The sequence below is a fragment of the Cryobacterium sp. MDB1-18-1 genome, assembly GCF_004402735.1.
GTDB lineage: Bacteria > Actinomycetota > Actinomycetes > Actinomycetales > Microbacteriaceae > Cryobacterium > Cryobacterium glucosi.
On sequence record NZ_SOFR01000013.1, the window covers coordinates 181,516 to 195,816 of the forward strand.

Annotated in this window: 16 protein-coding genes; 7 read left to right on the forward strand and 9 right to left on the reverse strand. The window is 69.1% G+C overall.

What is annotated here, in order from left to right:
• Position 1: 1 nt before the first annotated feature.
• The 4 genes from E3O50_RS03390 (at position 2) to E3O50_RS03405 (ending at position 2,319) form a co-directional block, all read left to right on the forward strand.
• Complete coding sequence (locus E3O50_RS03390; protein WP_134448975.1) at positions 2-580, forward strand: PTS glucitol/sorbitol transporter subunit IIC; 579 nt, start codon at positions 2-4, stop codon at positions 578-580.
• Positions 581-612: 32 nt separating this feature from the next.
• On the forward strand, positions 613-1,599 hold the full coding sequence (locus E3O50_RS03395; RefSeq protein ID WP_277612964.1) for a glucitol/sorbitol-specific PTS transporter subunit IIBC: 987 nt from the start codon (positions 613-615) through the stop codon (positions 1,597-1,599).
• Positions 1,600-1,683: 84 nt separating this feature from the next.
• On the forward strand, positions 1,684-2,046 hold the full coding sequence (locus tag E3O50_RS03400) for a PTS glucitol/sorbitol transporter subunit IIA (RefSeq protein ID WP_134448977.1): 363 nt from the start codon (positions 1,684-1,686) through the stop codon (positions 2,044-2,046).
• Positions 2,047-2,058: 12 nt separating this feature from the next.
• Complete coding sequence (locus tag E3O50_RS03405; protein WP_134448978.1) at positions 2,059-2,319, forward strand: HPr family phosphocarrier protein; 261 nt, start codon at positions 2,059-2,061, stop codon at positions 2,317-2,319.
• A gap of 132 nt (positions 2,320-2,451) precedes the next feature.
• Here E3O50_RS03405 and E3O50_RS03410 read toward each other — a convergent pair whose 3' ends face one another.
• The 5 genes from E3O50_RS03410 to E3O50_RS03430 form a co-directional block, all read right to left on the reverse strand.
• Positions 2,452-3,534 (reverse strand): glycosidase, encoded by a 1,083-nt coding sequence (locus E3O50_RS03410; protein ID WP_198413443.1) that lies wholly within the window; start codon positions 3,532-3,534, stop codon positions 2,452-2,454.
• Positions 3,535-3,620: 86 nt separating this feature from the next.
• Positions 3,621-4,454 (reverse strand): carbohydrate ABC transporter permease, encoded by an 834-nt coding sequence (locus tag E3O50_RS03415; protein WP_134449008.1) that lies wholly within the window; start codon positions 4,452-4,454, stop codon positions 3,621-3,623.
• A 71-nt stretch (positions 4,455-4,525) separates the two neighbouring features.
• On the reverse strand, positions 4,526-5,437 hold the full coding sequence (locus tag E3O50_RS03420; protein ID WP_241975471.1) for a sugar ABC transporter permease: 912 nt from the start codon (positions 5,435-5,437) through the stop codon (positions 4,526-4,528).
• A 48-nt stretch (positions 5,438-5,485) separates the two neighbouring features.
• On the reverse strand, positions 5,486-6,790 hold the full coding sequence (locus E3O50_RS03425; RefSeq protein WP_134560282.1) for an extracellular solute-binding protein: 1,305 nt from the start codon (positions 6,788-6,790) through the stop codon (positions 5,486-5,488).
• 165 nt (positions 6,791-6,955) lie between these two features.
• A complete protein-coding gene (locus E3O50_RS03430; protein WP_134560284.1) occupies positions 6,956-7,981 on the reverse strand; it encodes a LacI family DNA-binding transcriptional regulator in 1,026 nt (341 codons plus the stop codon).
• Between the two features lie 214 nt (positions 7,982-8,195).
• Here E3O50_RS03430 and E3O50_RS03435 point away from each other — a divergent pair, with 214 nt between their 5' ends.
• From E3O50_RS03435 to E3O50_RS03445, 3 genes are all read left to right on the forward strand, one after another.
• A complete protein-coding gene (locus E3O50_RS03435) occupies positions 8,196-9,032 on the forward strand; it encodes a cytochrome c oxidase assembly protein (protein ID WP_241975467.1) in 837 nt (278 codons plus the stop codon).
• Between the two features lie 71 nt (positions 9,033-9,103).
• Complete coding sequence (locus E3O50_RS03440; protein ID WP_134560286.1) at positions 9,104-10,570, forward strand: lipase maturation factor family protein; 1,467 nt, start codon at positions 9,104-9,106, stop codon at positions 10,568-10,570.
• Positions 10,563-12,005 carry an NAD(P)/FAD-dependent oxidoreductase gene (locus E3O50_RS03445; RefSeq protein ID WP_134560288.1) on the forward strand — a complete coding sequence of 481 codons (1,443 nt, stop codon included), beginning with the start codon at positions 10,563-10,565 and terminating at the stop codon, positions 12,003-12,005. The genes E3O50_RS03440 and E3O50_RS03445 overlap by 8 nt, the downstream gene beginning before the upstream one ends.
• A gap of 35 nt (positions 12,006-12,040) precedes the next feature.
• Here E3O50_RS03445 and E3O50_RS03450 read toward each other — a convergent pair whose 3' ends face one another.
• The 4 genes from E3O50_RS03450 to E3O50_RS03465 form a co-directional block, all read right to left on the reverse strand.
• The gene (locus E3O50_RS03450) at positions 12,041-12,448 is read right to left on the reverse strand and encodes an RNA-binding S4 domain-containing protein (protein WP_134448983.1); all 408 of its coding nucleotides are present in this window, start codon (positions 12,446-12,448) and stop codon (positions 12,041-12,043) included.
• Between the two features lie 70 nt (positions 12,449-12,518).
• A complete protein-coding gene (locus E3O50_RS03455; RefSeq protein ID WP_134560289.1) occupies positions 12,519-13,412 on the reverse strand; it encodes a prenyltransferase in 894 nt (297 codons plus the stop codon).
• A complete protein-coding gene (locus E3O50_RS03460; RefSeq protein ID WP_134560291.1) occupies positions 13,409-13,885 on the reverse strand; it encodes a lycopene cyclase domain-containing protein in 477 nt (158 codons plus the stop codon). The genes E3O50_RS03455 and E3O50_RS03460 overlap by 4 nt, the downstream gene beginning before the upstream one ends.
• A complete protein-coding gene (locus E3O50_RS03465) occupies positions 13,882-14,217 on the reverse strand; it encodes a lycopene cyclase domain-containing protein (RefSeq protein WP_134448986.1) in 336 nt (111 codons plus the stop codon). The genes E3O50_RS03460 and E3O50_RS03465 overlap by 4 nt, the downstream gene beginning before the upstream one ends.
• Between the last annotated feature and the right edge of the window lie 84 nt (positions 14,218-14,301).

The window sequence follows — 14,301 nt, forward strand, 5'->3', positions numbered from 1 at the left end:
TGTGGATATTCTTGGATTCCTCGTGCAGGGCGCACAGCTTTTCATCGGGCTGTTCCAAACCGGCGCGGACACGTTCATCAGCTGGATGCAGACGATCGTTCCGGTGGTGCTGCTACTGCTCATCGCAATGAACTCGCTGATCCGTTTGATCGGAGAGGACCGGGTCAACCGGTTTGCCAGCAAGGCAGGCGGCAACCCGCTGATGCGGTACATGGTGCTTCCCTTCGTCGGGTCGTTCCTTCTGGCGAACCCGATGGTGCACTCGCTCGGTCGCTTCATGCCCGAGCGCTACAAGCCCAGCTATTTCGCGAGTGCCGCCTTCTTCTGCCACACCAGCAACGGCATCTTCCCGCACATCAACCCCGGTGAACTGTTCATCTGGCTCGGCGTCGCGGCGGGCGTGCAGAAGCTCGGCCTGGACGCCGGACCGCTCGCGATCCGCTACCTGCTCGTCGGCCTCGTGCTCAATTTCCTGAGCGGCTGGGTCACCGACCTCACCACGACGATCGTGATGAAGCAGCAGGGCGTCACCCTCAGTAAAACGGTCCGCATGCAAGACGCCGCCATGGCGATGGGTTAGGAAGCAGGATCATGGTTCAGTATCACGGAGTTGTGATTAGCAAGGGCAGCGGCGGTTTCGGCGGCCCGCTCACGATCACCCCCACCGACACCAGGAACAAGCTCGTCTACATCACGGGCGGCGGGGCCAAGCCGGACATCGTCGACAAGATCGCGGAACTCACCGGGGCCATCCCCGTCAACGGTTTCAAGACCTCGGTGCCGGACGATGAGACCTGCGCGGTCGTCATCGACTGCGGCGGGACGCTGCGCTGCGGGATCTACCCGAAGAAGCAGATTCCCACGATCAACATCATGCCGACCGGACGCTCCGGCCCCCTGATGCAGTACATCAAGGAAGACATCTACGTCTCTGCGGTCGGCCTGGCGCAGGTGCGAAGCCTCTCGGCGACAAACGAAGCCGCGCCACCAGTGGGCGCTGAGCCCGCGGCGCGCACCTATACGTACTCGACGGACAAGAAGATCTCGGAAACCCTCGCCCAGCGACCGAACCAGTCGTTCGTGCAGAAGATCGGCCTCGGCGCGGGCAAGGTGGTCAACACTTTCTACCAGGCCGCACGCGACTCGGTGCAGACCATGATCAACACGATCATTCCCTTCATGGCCTTCGTCGCGATGCTGATCGGGATCATCCAGGGCTCAGGATTCGGAAACTGGTTCTCCGGCTTTCTCGCTCCCCTCGCCGGCAGCGGCCTGGGCCTGATCCTGCTCGGCTTCATCTGCTCGCTGCCGTTCCTGTCGCCGTTGCTCGGACCCGGCGGGGTCATCGGGCAGGTCATCGGCACCCTGATCGGCGTCGAGATCGGCAAGGGCAACATTTCCCCGAGCCTCGCCCTCCCCGCGCTCTTCGCCATCAACACCCAGAACGCCTGCGACTTCATCCCGGTCGGCCTCGGACTGGCCGAAGCGGAACCCGAAACCGTGGAGGTCGGCGTCCCGTCCGTGTTGTACTCCCGCTTCTTCACGGGGGCTCCGCGGGTCGCCCTGGCCTGGCTGGCCAGCATCGGACTCTACGTCTAGGAATCATCGCAGCGGGGTCCCGCACCGGCGGGGCCCCGCCGGCTCACGAAACAGCATCCGTTCGCACAACCGAAAGAAGTCGTCATGCCAGTCATCTACCACACCGTCGTCGGGGAAATCGGTGATGCCGTGGACTCCTTCCTCGACGAGGGAATGTTCATCCTGTTCGGGCAGGGCGCGCCGGACGCGCTCAAGGACTACTGCTACATCGTCGACGTCACAGCGTCGACGGGCGCCATCGTCGCCGGCCAGTCGCTCCGCCTCGACGACGCGTCCTACCTGATCACCGCCGTCGGGGAGGTCGCCAGGCAGAACCTCGACGGGCTCGGCCACATCACGGTCGTCTTCAACGGGGCGACGAACGCGAAAATGCACGGGTCGGTCTACGTGGAGACCGCCACGCCGCCGAAGCTGAGCGTCGGCAGCGTCATCACCATCGAGGACTAGGACCAGACGGTCATGAGGACAGAGAGGGCGACGGTGTGCATCCCGCAGGGGATCCACGCGGCGATCGCACACCGGTTGCACCGGGAGGCAGGCCGATTCCAGAGCAGCCTCTTCCTGAAGCACGGCGCCCGGACGGCGAGCCTCGGCAGCATCATCGCGATTCTCGCACTCGGCGTCGAGCGGGGTGCAGAGATCGAGATCCTCGCCGACGGAAGCGATGAGTCCGCGGCCCTGGTCGCCATCGTCGGACTCCTGGACGAGCTCGCGACCTGAGCGGCCGGGCAGGTCCATCGGGAGCCCGGTTCGCGGCATCCGGCCCTGAACCACGGAAAAAGCACCTTCGTCGAGTCGACGAAGGTGCTCTTTCCGCAACTGGGCGGATGTTCCGAACGGGGGGTTCCGGAACTATCCGTCAGTCGGGTCCAGGGTGGTGCGGTCCAGGCGGGCGACGCCGATCTTCGAGTCGGCCATGCCGTAGAAGACGTAGGTCTGGCCCTCGATCTCCTCGATCGCGGTCGGGAAGACCACGTTCGGCACGATGCCGCTGAGCTCGTCGGGCGTCTCGGCCTTCAGGAGCGGTTCGGTCGTGCGCTGCAGGATGATCGTCGGGTCGTCCGCGTCGAGGATCATGGCCCCCGCCGCGTAGTTCACCTTCTGCTGCTGCGAGAACGCGCCGTCGATCACGCCCGTGACGCCGTGGTGCAGGAGCAGCCAGCCCTCCGGCACCCGCAGCGGGGCGGGTCCGCCGCCGATCTTGAGTTCTTCGAACGCGAACTCCGGCCCGGCGAGGAATCGGTGGCCGCTCCAGAACGCGAGCTTCGTCACGTCGGCGAGCACATCCGCGACCGGCACGTAGCTGATCCAGATGCTCTGCCTGGTGTCGGTGACCCCGGCGGGCACCCGGATGCCTTCACCCGGCTTGACCTCGCCGAGGTCCCACATCGGCCGGTGCAGCACCGCGAAGGACTCCACGCCGTTCGGACCAGTGACGGGCTCCGGGAAGAAGACGGTGTCCTTGTTGTGGAACAGGTTCAGGTCCATGTCCAGTGCTTCGTCGAAGGCGAAGAGCACCGGGCCGAGCCTGCGCCAGCTGCGGAGGTCGGCGGAGACCGCGAGGGCCGTGCGCGGGCCGAGCGGGCCGTATGCGACATAGGTCATCACGTGCAGGCCGAGCCGCGGGACGAAGGTGACGCGCGGGTCTTCGACGCCGGCGTTGTGGGCGCCGCGTTCCCAGCCCTGGTCGGGCTCGAGGACGACGCCCTCGCGCTCGACGCCCGTCGGCACGCCGTCGGTGATGATCACGCGGGCGAGTCCGACCCTGGAGACGTTCCCGGTCGCGACGAGGCGGGGAAGCAGGTACAGGGTGCCGTCTGGCGTGTGCCCGGAGCCGGGGTTGAGCACGCCCTCAGCCTCGAGGGCGTTGCCCGGTTCCGGCGTCATGACGACGCCCATCCGGGTGAGGCGGTAGGGGAATGCCGCGCCGGGCATCCGTTTCGGGGCGGAGGCGTGCGGCACGTTCGCCGGGGAGGGGGCGGACGAAGGGACGGGGGATGCTGCAGTGGATTCGCGCATGACTAGCCTTTCACGCCTGAACCGATGTCGGTCGAGACGAAGTGTCGTTGGAAGAGGATGAAGAGGATGACGGCGGGTCCGGCCAGCACGCAGGCGCCGGCGAGGACCGCTCCGAAGGGGTTCGCCGCGGAGGCCGCGACGGTGCTGATGTAGTTGGCGAGGGCGACAGCGAGCGGCTGCATCGAGGCCTGCTTGGTGACCAGGAACGGCCAGAGGAATTCGTTCCACGGGCCGATGAAGGTCAGCAGCACGACGGTGAGCAGGGCGGGGCGCACCAGCGGGAGGGCGATCCGCCAGAGCAGCACGACCTCGCCGGCACCGTCGATCCTGGCCGCGTCGAAGAGCTCGCGGGGGACCTGCAGGAAGTACTGCCGGAAGATGATCACGGCCGTCGAGTTGATCGCGAACGGCAGGATCATGCCGAGGTAGTTGTCGGCAAGGCCGTAGTCCCTCGCGATCATCACGTAGAGCGGGATCATCAGCAGCTGGAACGGAACGACCTGCACGAGCAGAACGAGCGCGAAGGTGATCCCGCGGCCGCGCCACTGCAGCTGGGCGAGCGCGTAGCCGACGAGGACCCCGAAGACGAGGGTGCCGACGATCACACCGCCGGTGAAGATGCCGGAGTTGAGCAGGGTCTGCATCAGGTTGACGCGGCTGTTGATGTCCGCGTAGTTCTCGAGGGTGAGGTTGGCCGGGTTCGGGAATGCTCCCGCGATGGAGGTGTCCGGCGACTTCTGGAGTGAGCCGACGATCATGTAGTAGAACGGGAACAGGAACGCCACGGCTCCGATGGTGAGCACGACGCCGCGGAGGATGTTCTGTCCGCGGCTCATGCCGCTGGTCGTGCGCCTTCCCGGTGCGCGCGTGCTGATTGTGCCCGTACCCGTGTCTGGTGTGCGCTTGCTCATGATTCGTCACCTCCGGCGATCTTGCGCTGGATGAAGGCGATGATGAGCACGCCGATCACCAGGATGATTCCGATCGCGGACGCGGTGTCCGGGTTGCCCTGCTCGATACCCTTCTGGTACATCAGCAGCACGGGAGAGGTCGATGCCCCGTTCGGGCCGCCGCCGCCGGTGAGGAGGTACGGCTCGGTGAAGAGGTTCGCTCCCGTCACTGTGGAGAGCAGCAGCACGAGCACCGTCGCCGGGCGCACGCCGGGGATCGTGACGGAGAAGAACTTGCGGATCGCACCGGCGCCGTCTGTCGAAGCGGCCTCGTAGAGCTCCGTCGACACGCTCTGCAGCGCGGCGAGGTACAGCAGAATGTAGAAGCCGAGCTGCTTCCAGGTCACGAACAGGGCGATCGTGGGCATCGCCCAGGTCGGGCTGATCAGCCAGGACGGGTCGGGGGCGAGCGGGCCGAGGATCTGGTTGACGAGGCCGCCGCCGCTGAAGAGGAAGAGCCAGACGCCGACGACCGCGACGCTCGCGGTGACGTAGGGCACGTAGTACGCGACCCGCAGGAAGGTGCGGCCGCGCACGGCCTTGTTGAGTGCCGTCGCGAGCACGAGCGAGAGCACGACGGTCAGCGGCACGTTGATCAGCAGGAAGATGCCGACGTTCCCGAAGGAGCGGATCACGGCCGGGTCGGAGAGCACCTCCTGGAAGTTGTCGAGGCCCACGAACGGCCGGTCGACCTGGGCGCCGGGGGCGGCGAAGAAGTAGTCGTGGAAGGCCATGTACACCGCGAAGACGAGCGGGTACGCGAAGACGGCGATCACGAAGACGAGGTAGGGGGCGCTGAGCAGGAGCCCGATCGGGTTCCGGCCCAGCCACGGGCGGCGCCGGGTGGCCCGCCCGCCGGGAGCCCGGATGGGGCTCCCGGCGGACGAGGTCCGCGATTCGGTGACGGTCACGAGGTGCTACTTGCTCGAGACCAGGGTGTTGATCTTGTCTGCCGCGCCGCCCAGGGTGGAGGCGATGTCGCCCTGCCCGAAGATGACCGACTTGGAGTAGGCGTCCCGGAACGTCTGCCACACCTCGACCGAGTTCGACACGTTCGGAACCTCGACGGTGCGCGCGGCCTGGTCGCCGAATGCGACGTAGGCCGGGTTCGCGGCGAAGTAGTCCGGGTACGTGGTGGTCAGGTCGGAGCGGATCGGCATCTGGCCGGTCAGGCTGAGGAGCTGGCCGTCCTGCGCCTCGCTCGTCGAGAACTTCAGCACGTCCCAGGCGGTGCCCTGGTTCTTGCACGCGGTGTACATGCCGACGTTCTTGGCGTCGCTGAAGGTGTAGGTCTTGTCAGCGGATGTCCCGGCGCTCGTCGGCACCGGAACGGCGCCCCAGTTCACCTTGTCCTTGTACACCGGAACAGCCCACGGTCCCACGATCGACATCGCGGCCTTGCCGTCGGCGAACGAGTCGCCCTGGTAGAGCTCTTTGTTCGCGAGTCCCTCGGTGTACATGGTCTTCCAGAACTCGGCGACCTTGGCGCCCTCGTCCCCGGTGAACGTGGCCTTGCCGTCTTCGACGAGCTGCTTGCCCCCGGTCTCGGCGGCGTACAGCGGGTAGAAGTCGAACCAGCTCTGGTAGAACTCACTCGTCGGGGACGGGTAGATCGCGTTCGCCGCGGCCCCACTGGAGACCAGGGCGCGGGAGGCGGTCAGGAACTCGTCATAGGTGGCGAGCTTCGGGTTCTCCGGGTCGAGCCCGGCCTTGGCGAACATGTCCTTGTTGTAGAAGATCATCACAGGGTTGGACTTCCACGGCATCTGGTAGAACTTGCCGTCTGTCGACTCGTACTGGGTCGCGGTATCGCCCGAGCGGGCCTTGATGTAGGAGTCACCGTCGGAGAAGCTGCTCAGGTCGACGAGGCCGCCCTGCTTCTGGAACTGGGGAACTGCGACCGGGGCAGTGTTGTACACGAGGCATGGTGCGTTTCCCGCCGTGATGGCGGCGCCGATCACTTCCTCGCTGCTCTTGCCGGCCGGGATCTCCTGCGCGGTGACGGTTTCGTTCGGGTGGTCGGCGTTCCAGGCGGTCACCATCTGCTTGCCCCAGGCGATCTCGGTCGCGTTGTTCGAGTACCAGATCGTGATGGGGCCGTGGGCTGTGGTCGCCGCTCCCGCCGCGCCGCCGCCCGATGAGCAGGCGCCGAGGGCGAGGATGACGGCGGCCGATGCCGCGGTCGCGGCGAGGACTCGCCGGGTTCGTGCTGTGCTGTGCATGGTTTCTCCATTCAGTCCCCGCGGCAGCTCTGCCTCGGGTGTGTTTCGGGTGGTGCGGCACGCGGGGAAGGGCGTGCGGGAGGACCGCAGCCGACGCGGGGTCGGTGCGGTGTGCGAAGGGTTCGGTGGCGGATCGGAGGTGAGGAGTGGGGGACAGTGCGGCAGCTAGGGCCGCAGCGGGGTACCGGCGGAGCCGCGGATGACGAGACGGCCTGCCGGAAGATCGACGTCGGGTGCCGTGCCGAGCGCCATGAGGTCGAGCAGGGTCCGGCCGGCGGCCCGGCCCCAGTCGCTCGGGGCGGTGCGCACCGTGGTGAGCGCCGGGTAGACGTACCGGGTGAAGTCGATGTCGTCGAAGCCCGTGATCGAGACGTCGTCCGGTACGCGCAGGCCGAGTTCGTGGGCGACGCCGAGGCCGGCGATGGCCATCGGGTCGTTGGCGAAAACGATCGCCGTGGGCGGCGAGTCCTGAGTCAGGAGCCTGCGGGCGGCATCCGCCCCCGCTGCGACGGAGAAGTCGGTCTCGATGGACTGGCCGGCCGGGAGACCGGCCTCCCTGAGGGCCGTGTCGAAGGCGGCCCGGCGGCGGCTGCCGTGCAGGAGCGCAGGGCTGCCGGCGACGTGGGCGATGCGCCGGTGGCCGAGGGAGACGAGGTAGCGCACGGTTTCGGCCACGCCAGGGGTGTCGTCGACCGAGATGCACGGGAAGGGGCTCTCGGTGTCCGGCCGGCCGAGGGTGACGGCGGGAAGGCCGAGTTCCTGCAGCAGCGGGATGCGGGGGTCGTTATGCCGGAGGTCGCTCAGGAAGACCCCGTCGACGCGGCCGTCGGAGACGAGCGACCGGTAGGTGCGCATTTCGGTCTTCTCGTCGGGCACGACGCTCAGCACGAGGGCGAGGCCCTGCGGGGCGAGGACGGTCTCGACGCCGGCGATGAACGACGGGAAGAACGGGTCGGAGCCGAGGACCTCCGGGTCGCGGGCGATCACGAGGCCGAGCGCGAAGGAACGCCGGGTGGACAGCGACCTGGCTCGCAGGGAGGGGGTCCAGCCGAGTCGCTCGGCGATCTCGAGGATACGGACGCGGCTCTCGGCGGAGACACCGGGCCGGTCGTTGAGGGCGAAGGAGACGAGGCCTTTGCTGACGCCGGCCTCGCGGGCCACATCAGCGATGGTCACCTTGGGCTCACTCATCGCGCCTCCTCATCGATAGCACCTGCTCGAGTCTTCTGAACCGGTTTAGGCAAACCTATACCGGTTTAGTCCCCCACGTCAACCACTCGCGGAGCACATTCCTGCGGGGGAGACGCATAATGGGACGGGCGCCGGACTTCCCGGCACGCATCAGCCAGAACGGCCGCTCACGCCTTCCTTCCTCGACTTCCTCGGCACCGCCCGGTTCGATCCGGTGGCGGGTTCGGGCATCCTTGTCGCCGCCGCGCTGTATCTCCTGGGTATCCGTGCCGCCGGCCGCAGGGGGACCGCCTGGCCGCTCCTCCCGACCCTCGGCTTCTTCCTGCTCGGGCTCGGGTCCTGGGCGTGGGTGTCGTTCGGGTTCCTCGGAGCCTGGAGCCCCGACCTGCGCTGGGCGTTCACGACCCGGATCGCCCTCCTGCTCTTCGTGGTCCCGGCGCTGCTGAGCCTCGGCCGCCCCGTCGAGCTGGCGCGGGCCGCGCTCCAGGGTCGGGTCCTGCGCGGGTTCAACGCCGTGCTCGGGTCCTGGTTCGTGCGTCTCGTCGGCAACGCCGTCTTCGCCCCGCTCTTCGCGATCGCCGCCTTCCTGGTCTTCCTGACCCCCCTCGCCTACGTGCTGCGGAGCAATCCCGCAGCGGAGGCGAGCCTGACGCTGCTCGTGCCGCTGGTCGGACTGCTGATGGTGCTGCCGATCACCGACCACGCCCTCGTCCGCACGAGCCTTTTCATCACGGCCGAGTTCATGCTCGCCTTCGTCGAACTCGTGATGGATGCCATCCCCGGCATCCTGCTGCGCCTCAACGAGACGGTGCTCGACGGGGCCCCTGCCCTGGTCGGGTCGTTCCCGGCCTGGTTCCCCTCGCCGCTCTGGGACCAGCACCTGTCCGGCGACTTCCTCTGGTTCATCGCGGAGGTCGCGGACATCCCGGTGCTGATCATCCTGTTCCTGCGCTGGAACCGCACCGACCGGCACGAGGCGAAGCAACTCGACGAGCTCTCCGACGAGCAGATGGCCGCCCTCACCGCCGAGCACCTGCGCCGCGCACCGTGACCCTGCCCTCCCTGACCCTGCCCTTCCTGACCCTGCCCTGCCGGGCCAGGCGGGGCTAGGGTGACTGCACGATGGATCTCCTCGGTGCCTTCTTCGAGGCCGGCGACTACTCGATAGCGCGGCAGGTCCTGCAGCGCGGAGTAGCCGCGATCTTCGTCGTGGCGTTCCTGTCCACCGCCAACCAGTTCCCGGCGCTGCTTGGGGATCACGGCCTGCTGCCGGTGCGCGACTGGGTGTCCCGCGTGCGGTTTCGCGACGCGCCGAGCCTCTTCCACTGGCGTTACTCCGACCGGATGCTGCGGGTGCTGGCCTGGGGCGGCGTCCTGCTGGCCGCAACCCTCGTCGCCGGCCTGCCGCAACTCGGCCCGCCCTGGCTTCCGATGCTCGCCTTCCTGCTGCTCTGGGCCGGGTACCTGTCGATCGTCAACGTGGGGCAGACCTTCTACTCCTTCGGCTGGGAGAGCCTGCTGCTCGAGGCCGGGTTCGTCGTCGCCTTCCTCGGGTCGAACGAGGTGGCCCCGCCGCTCACGATCATTCTCTTCGTGCGCTGGCTGGTCTTCCGGCTGGAATTCGGCGCCGGAATGATCAAGATGCGCGGCGGCCCGGAATGGTGGGACCTGACCGCGATGTTCTACCATCACGAGACGCAGCCGATGCCGAATCCCGTGAGCACCTTCGTGCACCGGCTGCCGGCCTGGTTCCACCGCGGCGAGGTGCTCGGCAATCATGTCGCGCAACTCGTGGTGCCGTTCTTCCTCTTCGCACCCCAGCCCGTCGCATCCGTCGCCGCCGCCGTGCTCGCCCTGACCCAGCTGTGGCTCGTGGTCACCGGAAACTTCGCCTGGCTGAACTGGATCACGATCGTGCTCGTCTTCGCCGCGGTCGACGACCGCGCATTCCGGACGGTCTTCCCGTTCCTCCCCGGCGCCGCGGGCGAGCCCTCGACAGCCCTCCCCGGCGCCCCGCCGTGGTTCGTCGTGCTCGTGCTCGCAGTCACCCTCCTGCTCGTGGTGCTGAGCTTCTGGCCGGCCCGCAACCTGGTCGCGCGCAGGCAGCTGATGAACGCGAGCTTCAACCGGTATCACCTCGTGAACGCCTACGGGGCATTCGGCACCGTGACGAAGGAGCGCTATGAGATCGTCGTCGAGGGCAGTTCCGCCGAAGACCCCGGCGATGAGACGGCCTGGCGCGCCTACGAATTCCACGGCAAACCGGGGGACCCCGCCCGCCTGCCCCGCCAGTTCGCCCCGTATCACCTGCGGCTCGACTGGCTGATGTGGTTCCTCGCCCTCGGCGTGCGCGACACCCGGTGGTTCGAGATGTTCCTGGTGCGCTTGCTCGAGGGCGACCGGCCGACCCTGCGGATGCTGCGGGTCAACCCGTTCCCCGACGCTCCGCCCCGCTACGTGCGCGCGCGGCTGTTCCGCTATCGGTTTGCGACGCGCGCCGAGCGGAGCGCCACCCGGGACTGGTGGGTGCGCACGCCTGCTGGTTTCTACGTGCGCCCGGTCGCGCTCCCGGGTGGCCCCCGTGCCTGACGTGAACGTGGTCGGGGCCGGGCCGAACGGTCTCGCCGCCGCGGTCGTCTGCGCGCGGGCCGGCTTGTCCGTGACCGTCAGTGAGCGCGCCGGAACGGCAGGCGGCGGACTCCGCACGAGCGAGCTCACCCTGCCCGGCTTCCGGCATGACCTCGGCTCCGCGGTGCACCCCGCAGCGCTCGCCTCCCCGTTCTTCCGCGCCTTCGGGCTCAGCGAGCGGGTGCCGTTCGTGATCCCCGAGGTGTCCTATGCGCATCCGCTCGATGCGCACCGCACCGCCATCGCCTACCGCGACCTCGACCGCACCGCCGCGGAGCTCGGCCGCGACGGCCCGGCCTGGACCCGGCTGCTCAGGCCCCTCGTCGACCGGATCGACGGCCTCGTCTCCTTCACCGGCCACCAACTGCTGCGCTGGCCGGATGACCCGCGCGCCGCCCTCGACTACGGCCTCCGCGTGCTCGCCCTCGGCACCCCCGCCGGGCGGATGCTGTTCCACGGCCCGGCCGCGCCGGCCCTCCTCTCCGGCGTGGCCGCACACGCTCCCGGCCGCCAGCCCGCACTCGCGCAGGCTGGGGCCGGGCTGCTCCTCGCGGCGGAGGCGCACGCCGAGGGCTGGGGCTACCCCGTCGGCGGAGCGCAGGCGATCGCCGACGCTCTCGTCGCCGACCTGCTCGCCCACGGCGGCACGCTGCGGCTGAACACCGAGGTGCGCGGGCCCGGCGACCTCGACCCGGCCAGGGTGACCCTGCTCGACACCTCGGCGGTCTTCCTCGACCGTTTCGCGGGCCCGGCGCTTCCCGACGGCTACCGGCGTGCGCTCCGCCGGTACCGCTACGGCACCGGGGTCGCCAAGGTCGACTTCGCGCTGTCCGGCCCGGTGCCGTGGACGAACCCGCGGCTCGCCCTCGCGCCGACCGTGCACCTCGGCGGCAGTCGGGTCGAGGTCGAACGTGCCGAACGGCTGGTGTCCGGGGGACGCTCGCCGCGGCATCCGTTCGTGCTGCTCGCCCAGCCGAGTGTGCTCGACGCGAGGCGGGCGCCGGCCGGGAAGGCCGTGCTCTGGGCGTACACCCACGTTCCGGCCGGCTGGAACGGCGACCCGGCCCTCGCGATCGTGCGCGCGATCGAACGCTACGCGCCCGGATTCCGCGACACGATCCTCGCCGCCGCGAGCCACACGCCCGCAGAGCTCGCCGCAGGGAATCCGAACCTCATCGGCGGCGACATCCTCGGCGGGGCCGTCTCCCTGCGCCAGCTCGTCAAGCGACCGGTGGTGTCCACCCACCCCTGGCGCACGCCCGTTCCCGGGCTCTACCTCTGCTCGGCGTCGACGCCGCCAGGTCCCGCCGTGCACGGCATGAACGGATGCTTCGCCGCCGCGCTCGCCCTGCGCGAGCACTTCGGAATCCACACCCTTCCCGACCTCGCCCCCTGACGGATTCGACGGGGCGAGCGGATGCCGGGGGAGCCTCAGTCGTTCTCCGGCCAGTCCTCGGGGCCCTGCCGCTCCGTGGCGCGCAGCTTGTCGATGTCGCGGCGTTCCCGCTTGGTCGGACGCCCGGCGCCGCGGTCCCGCATGGGCACGAGCGCGACCTCCTCCCGCGGCGGGGGCGGCGGGGTCTTGTCCACGAAGCACTCGGCGGCGACGAGTGCGCCGACGCGCTTGTTCACGATCTTCGAGACCACGAGCACCCGGTCGAAACCGCTCGACCGCACCCGGACCTCGTCGCCGATGTGCACCGGCTGAGCCGACTTCGCCCGTTCGCCGTTCACCTTGACGTGACCGGCCCGGCACGCGGCCGTCGCGAGCGACCGGGTCTTGAACATCCGCACGGCCCACGCCCAGCTGTCCACGCGTGCCGTCGTCAGGGGGTCCATCCCTCGACTCTACGACCAGGCGCGGGCGTGCGGATGCCGGCCTCGCCACATCCGCGCGTCGGCACCCGCCTCAGAGCAGCGAGGACACGATCAACAGCATGGTCACGCAGAACCCGGACACGAAGTTCAGCCAGAGGAAGCGCTTCCAGCCGGCATTGGCGGTCTCGGCGCGCGCGTCGCTCACCGACCGGAACGGCCACGCGGCCACAATGTACGGAACCGCGAGCACGGCGGCGAGAAGGCCGGGCCACCCGGTCGCGAGCATCAGCAGCCCGGCAGCAGCCCAGCAGCCGATCGCGAGCCGCACCGTCCGGCCGGCGCCGAGCGCGGTCGCAATCGAGGCGATCCCGCCCTCCCGGTCGGGCACGACGTCCTGCACGGCCCCGAAGGCGTGGCTGGCCATACCCCAGAGGAAGAACGCGGCGAGCAGGGCCACCAGGCCCGGTGTCCACTGCGCCCCGGCGACCGCGAGCCCGTAGACCGCCGGGCTGACGAAGTGCGTGCTCGACGTCACGGAGTCGACGACAGGGCGCTCCTTGAACCGCAGCCCGGGCACCGAGTACGCGGCAACGGCGAAGAGGCTCACCGCGAGCACGACCCACGACACCGGATGCCCGGTGCCGGCCAGCACGAGCATCGCGCCGAGCACGGGCACCGCCGTCACGATCCCGGACACCAGCACCGTGCGGTGCAGGGCAGGGTCGAGCATCGCGCCTTCGACGCCGCCCTTCCGCGGGTTGCGCAGGTCGGACTCGTAGTCGAACACGTCGTTGATGCCGTACATCAGCAGGTTGTACGGGATCAGGAAGAACAGTGTGCCGACCACGAGGAGCGCGTCGACGCGCCCGGTCGTCACGATGTAGCCGGCCGCGAACGGGTAGGCCGTGTTGATCCAGCTCAGGGGCCGCGAGGACAGCAGCACCTGCCGCGTCTTCCAGAGTGTCGTCGTACGGATGCTGCTCATCGGTTCCCCCCGCGCGTGGCCGATCGGCTGCTGGCGCTGTTGTCGTGATCCTGTGCGGGACCGTGATCCCGCCCCTGATCCCTTCCCTGACTGGATTCTCGCACGGTTCCGGTCCCGGCGACCGACCCGTCGTCCGACCCGGGGCTGACCGGGGCGGCCCGTCCGCCCGGAGCCCGGCGCCCAGGCAGGAGCGTCCAGAGTGCCGGCAACAGGAGGGCGGTGGCGAGCGGGTAGGCGAAATCCTCGACCGGGGCCAGGCCGAGGCGGAGGCCAGAGGTGTGGGCGGGGTCATAGGCGACGAGCCCGACGCCGATCATGACGTTGTCGAAGATCGCGCTCAGCACGAGCACCGCGAGCACTGCGCACGCGATCGCCGCGACCCTGCGCCGGGAAGGACGTCGCCGCAGTCCGGCAACGACCGCTCCGAGGGCCGCAGCGACGACGAAGACGAGGTCGAGCAGCAGGTAGGTCACGTGCGCCGCTTTCGACGCGCACCGCGCTCGAGAAGCAGCTCGGCCCCGCGCACGGCGTTCATGGTCAGATAGCAGAGGAAGGTGAGGAAGAAGAGCTCCTCGAGCGGGAGCTCCGGCGCGAGCTGGATGCCGGTCATCAGGTCCGTCTCGCCCCGGTAGAAGATCCCCGCAGTGATGCCGCCCGCGTCCCAGGCCAGCAGGAAGGCCACGCCGATGGCGAGCACGGCGGCGGCCTTGCGGCCGTCGAGCCAGAAGAACAGCCGGAACCTGCGGTCGAGCAGCACCATGGCGCCGAGCGAGACGAGCAGGCTCAGCAGGTAGGCGACGCTCACGGTGTTCCGGGCGCGTCCGGCCCGCCCGCGGTGCGGACCCCGGTCGCGGCGGCTTCCGCGGCGCCGGCGCCGGCGGTGCCGCCC

Coding starts and splice junctions, on each gene's coding strand:
- E3O50_RS03405 (WP_134448978.1), top strand. CDS start 2,059: ATGAGGACAGAGAGGGCGACGGTGTGCATCCCGCAGGGGATCCACGCG.
- E3O50_RS03425 (WP_134560282.1), bottom strand. CDS start 6,790: ATGCACAGCACAGCACGAACCCGGCGAGTCCTCGCCGCGACCGCGGCA.
- E3O50_RS03415 (WP_134449008.1), bottom strand. CDS start 4,454: ATGAGCCGCGGACAGAACATCCTCCGCGGCGTCGTGCTCACCATCGGA.
- E3O50_RS03430 (WP_134560284.1), bottom strand. CDS start 7,981: ATGAGTGAGCCCAAGGTGACCATCGCTGATGTGGCCCGCGAGGCCGGC.
- E3O50_RS03400 (WP_134448977.1), top strand. CDS start 1,684: ATGCCAGTCATCTACCACACCGTCGTCGGGGAAATCGGTGATGCCGTG.
- E3O50_RS03450 (WP_134448983.1), bottom strand. CDS start 12,448: ATGGACCCCCTGACGACGGCACGCGTGGACAGCTGGGCGTGGGCCGTG.
- E3O50_RS03455 (WP_134560289.1), bottom strand. CDS start 13,412: ATGAGCAGCATCCGTACGACGACACTCTGGAAGACGCGGCAGGTGCTG.
- E3O50_RS03440 (WP_134560286.1), top strand. CDS start 9,104: ATGGATCTCCTCGGTGCCTTCTTCGAGGCCGGCGACTACTCGATAGCG.
- E3O50_RS03410 (WP_198413443.1), bottom strand. CDS start 3,534: ATGCCCGGCGCGGCATTCCCCTACCGCCTCACCCGGATGGGCGTCGTC.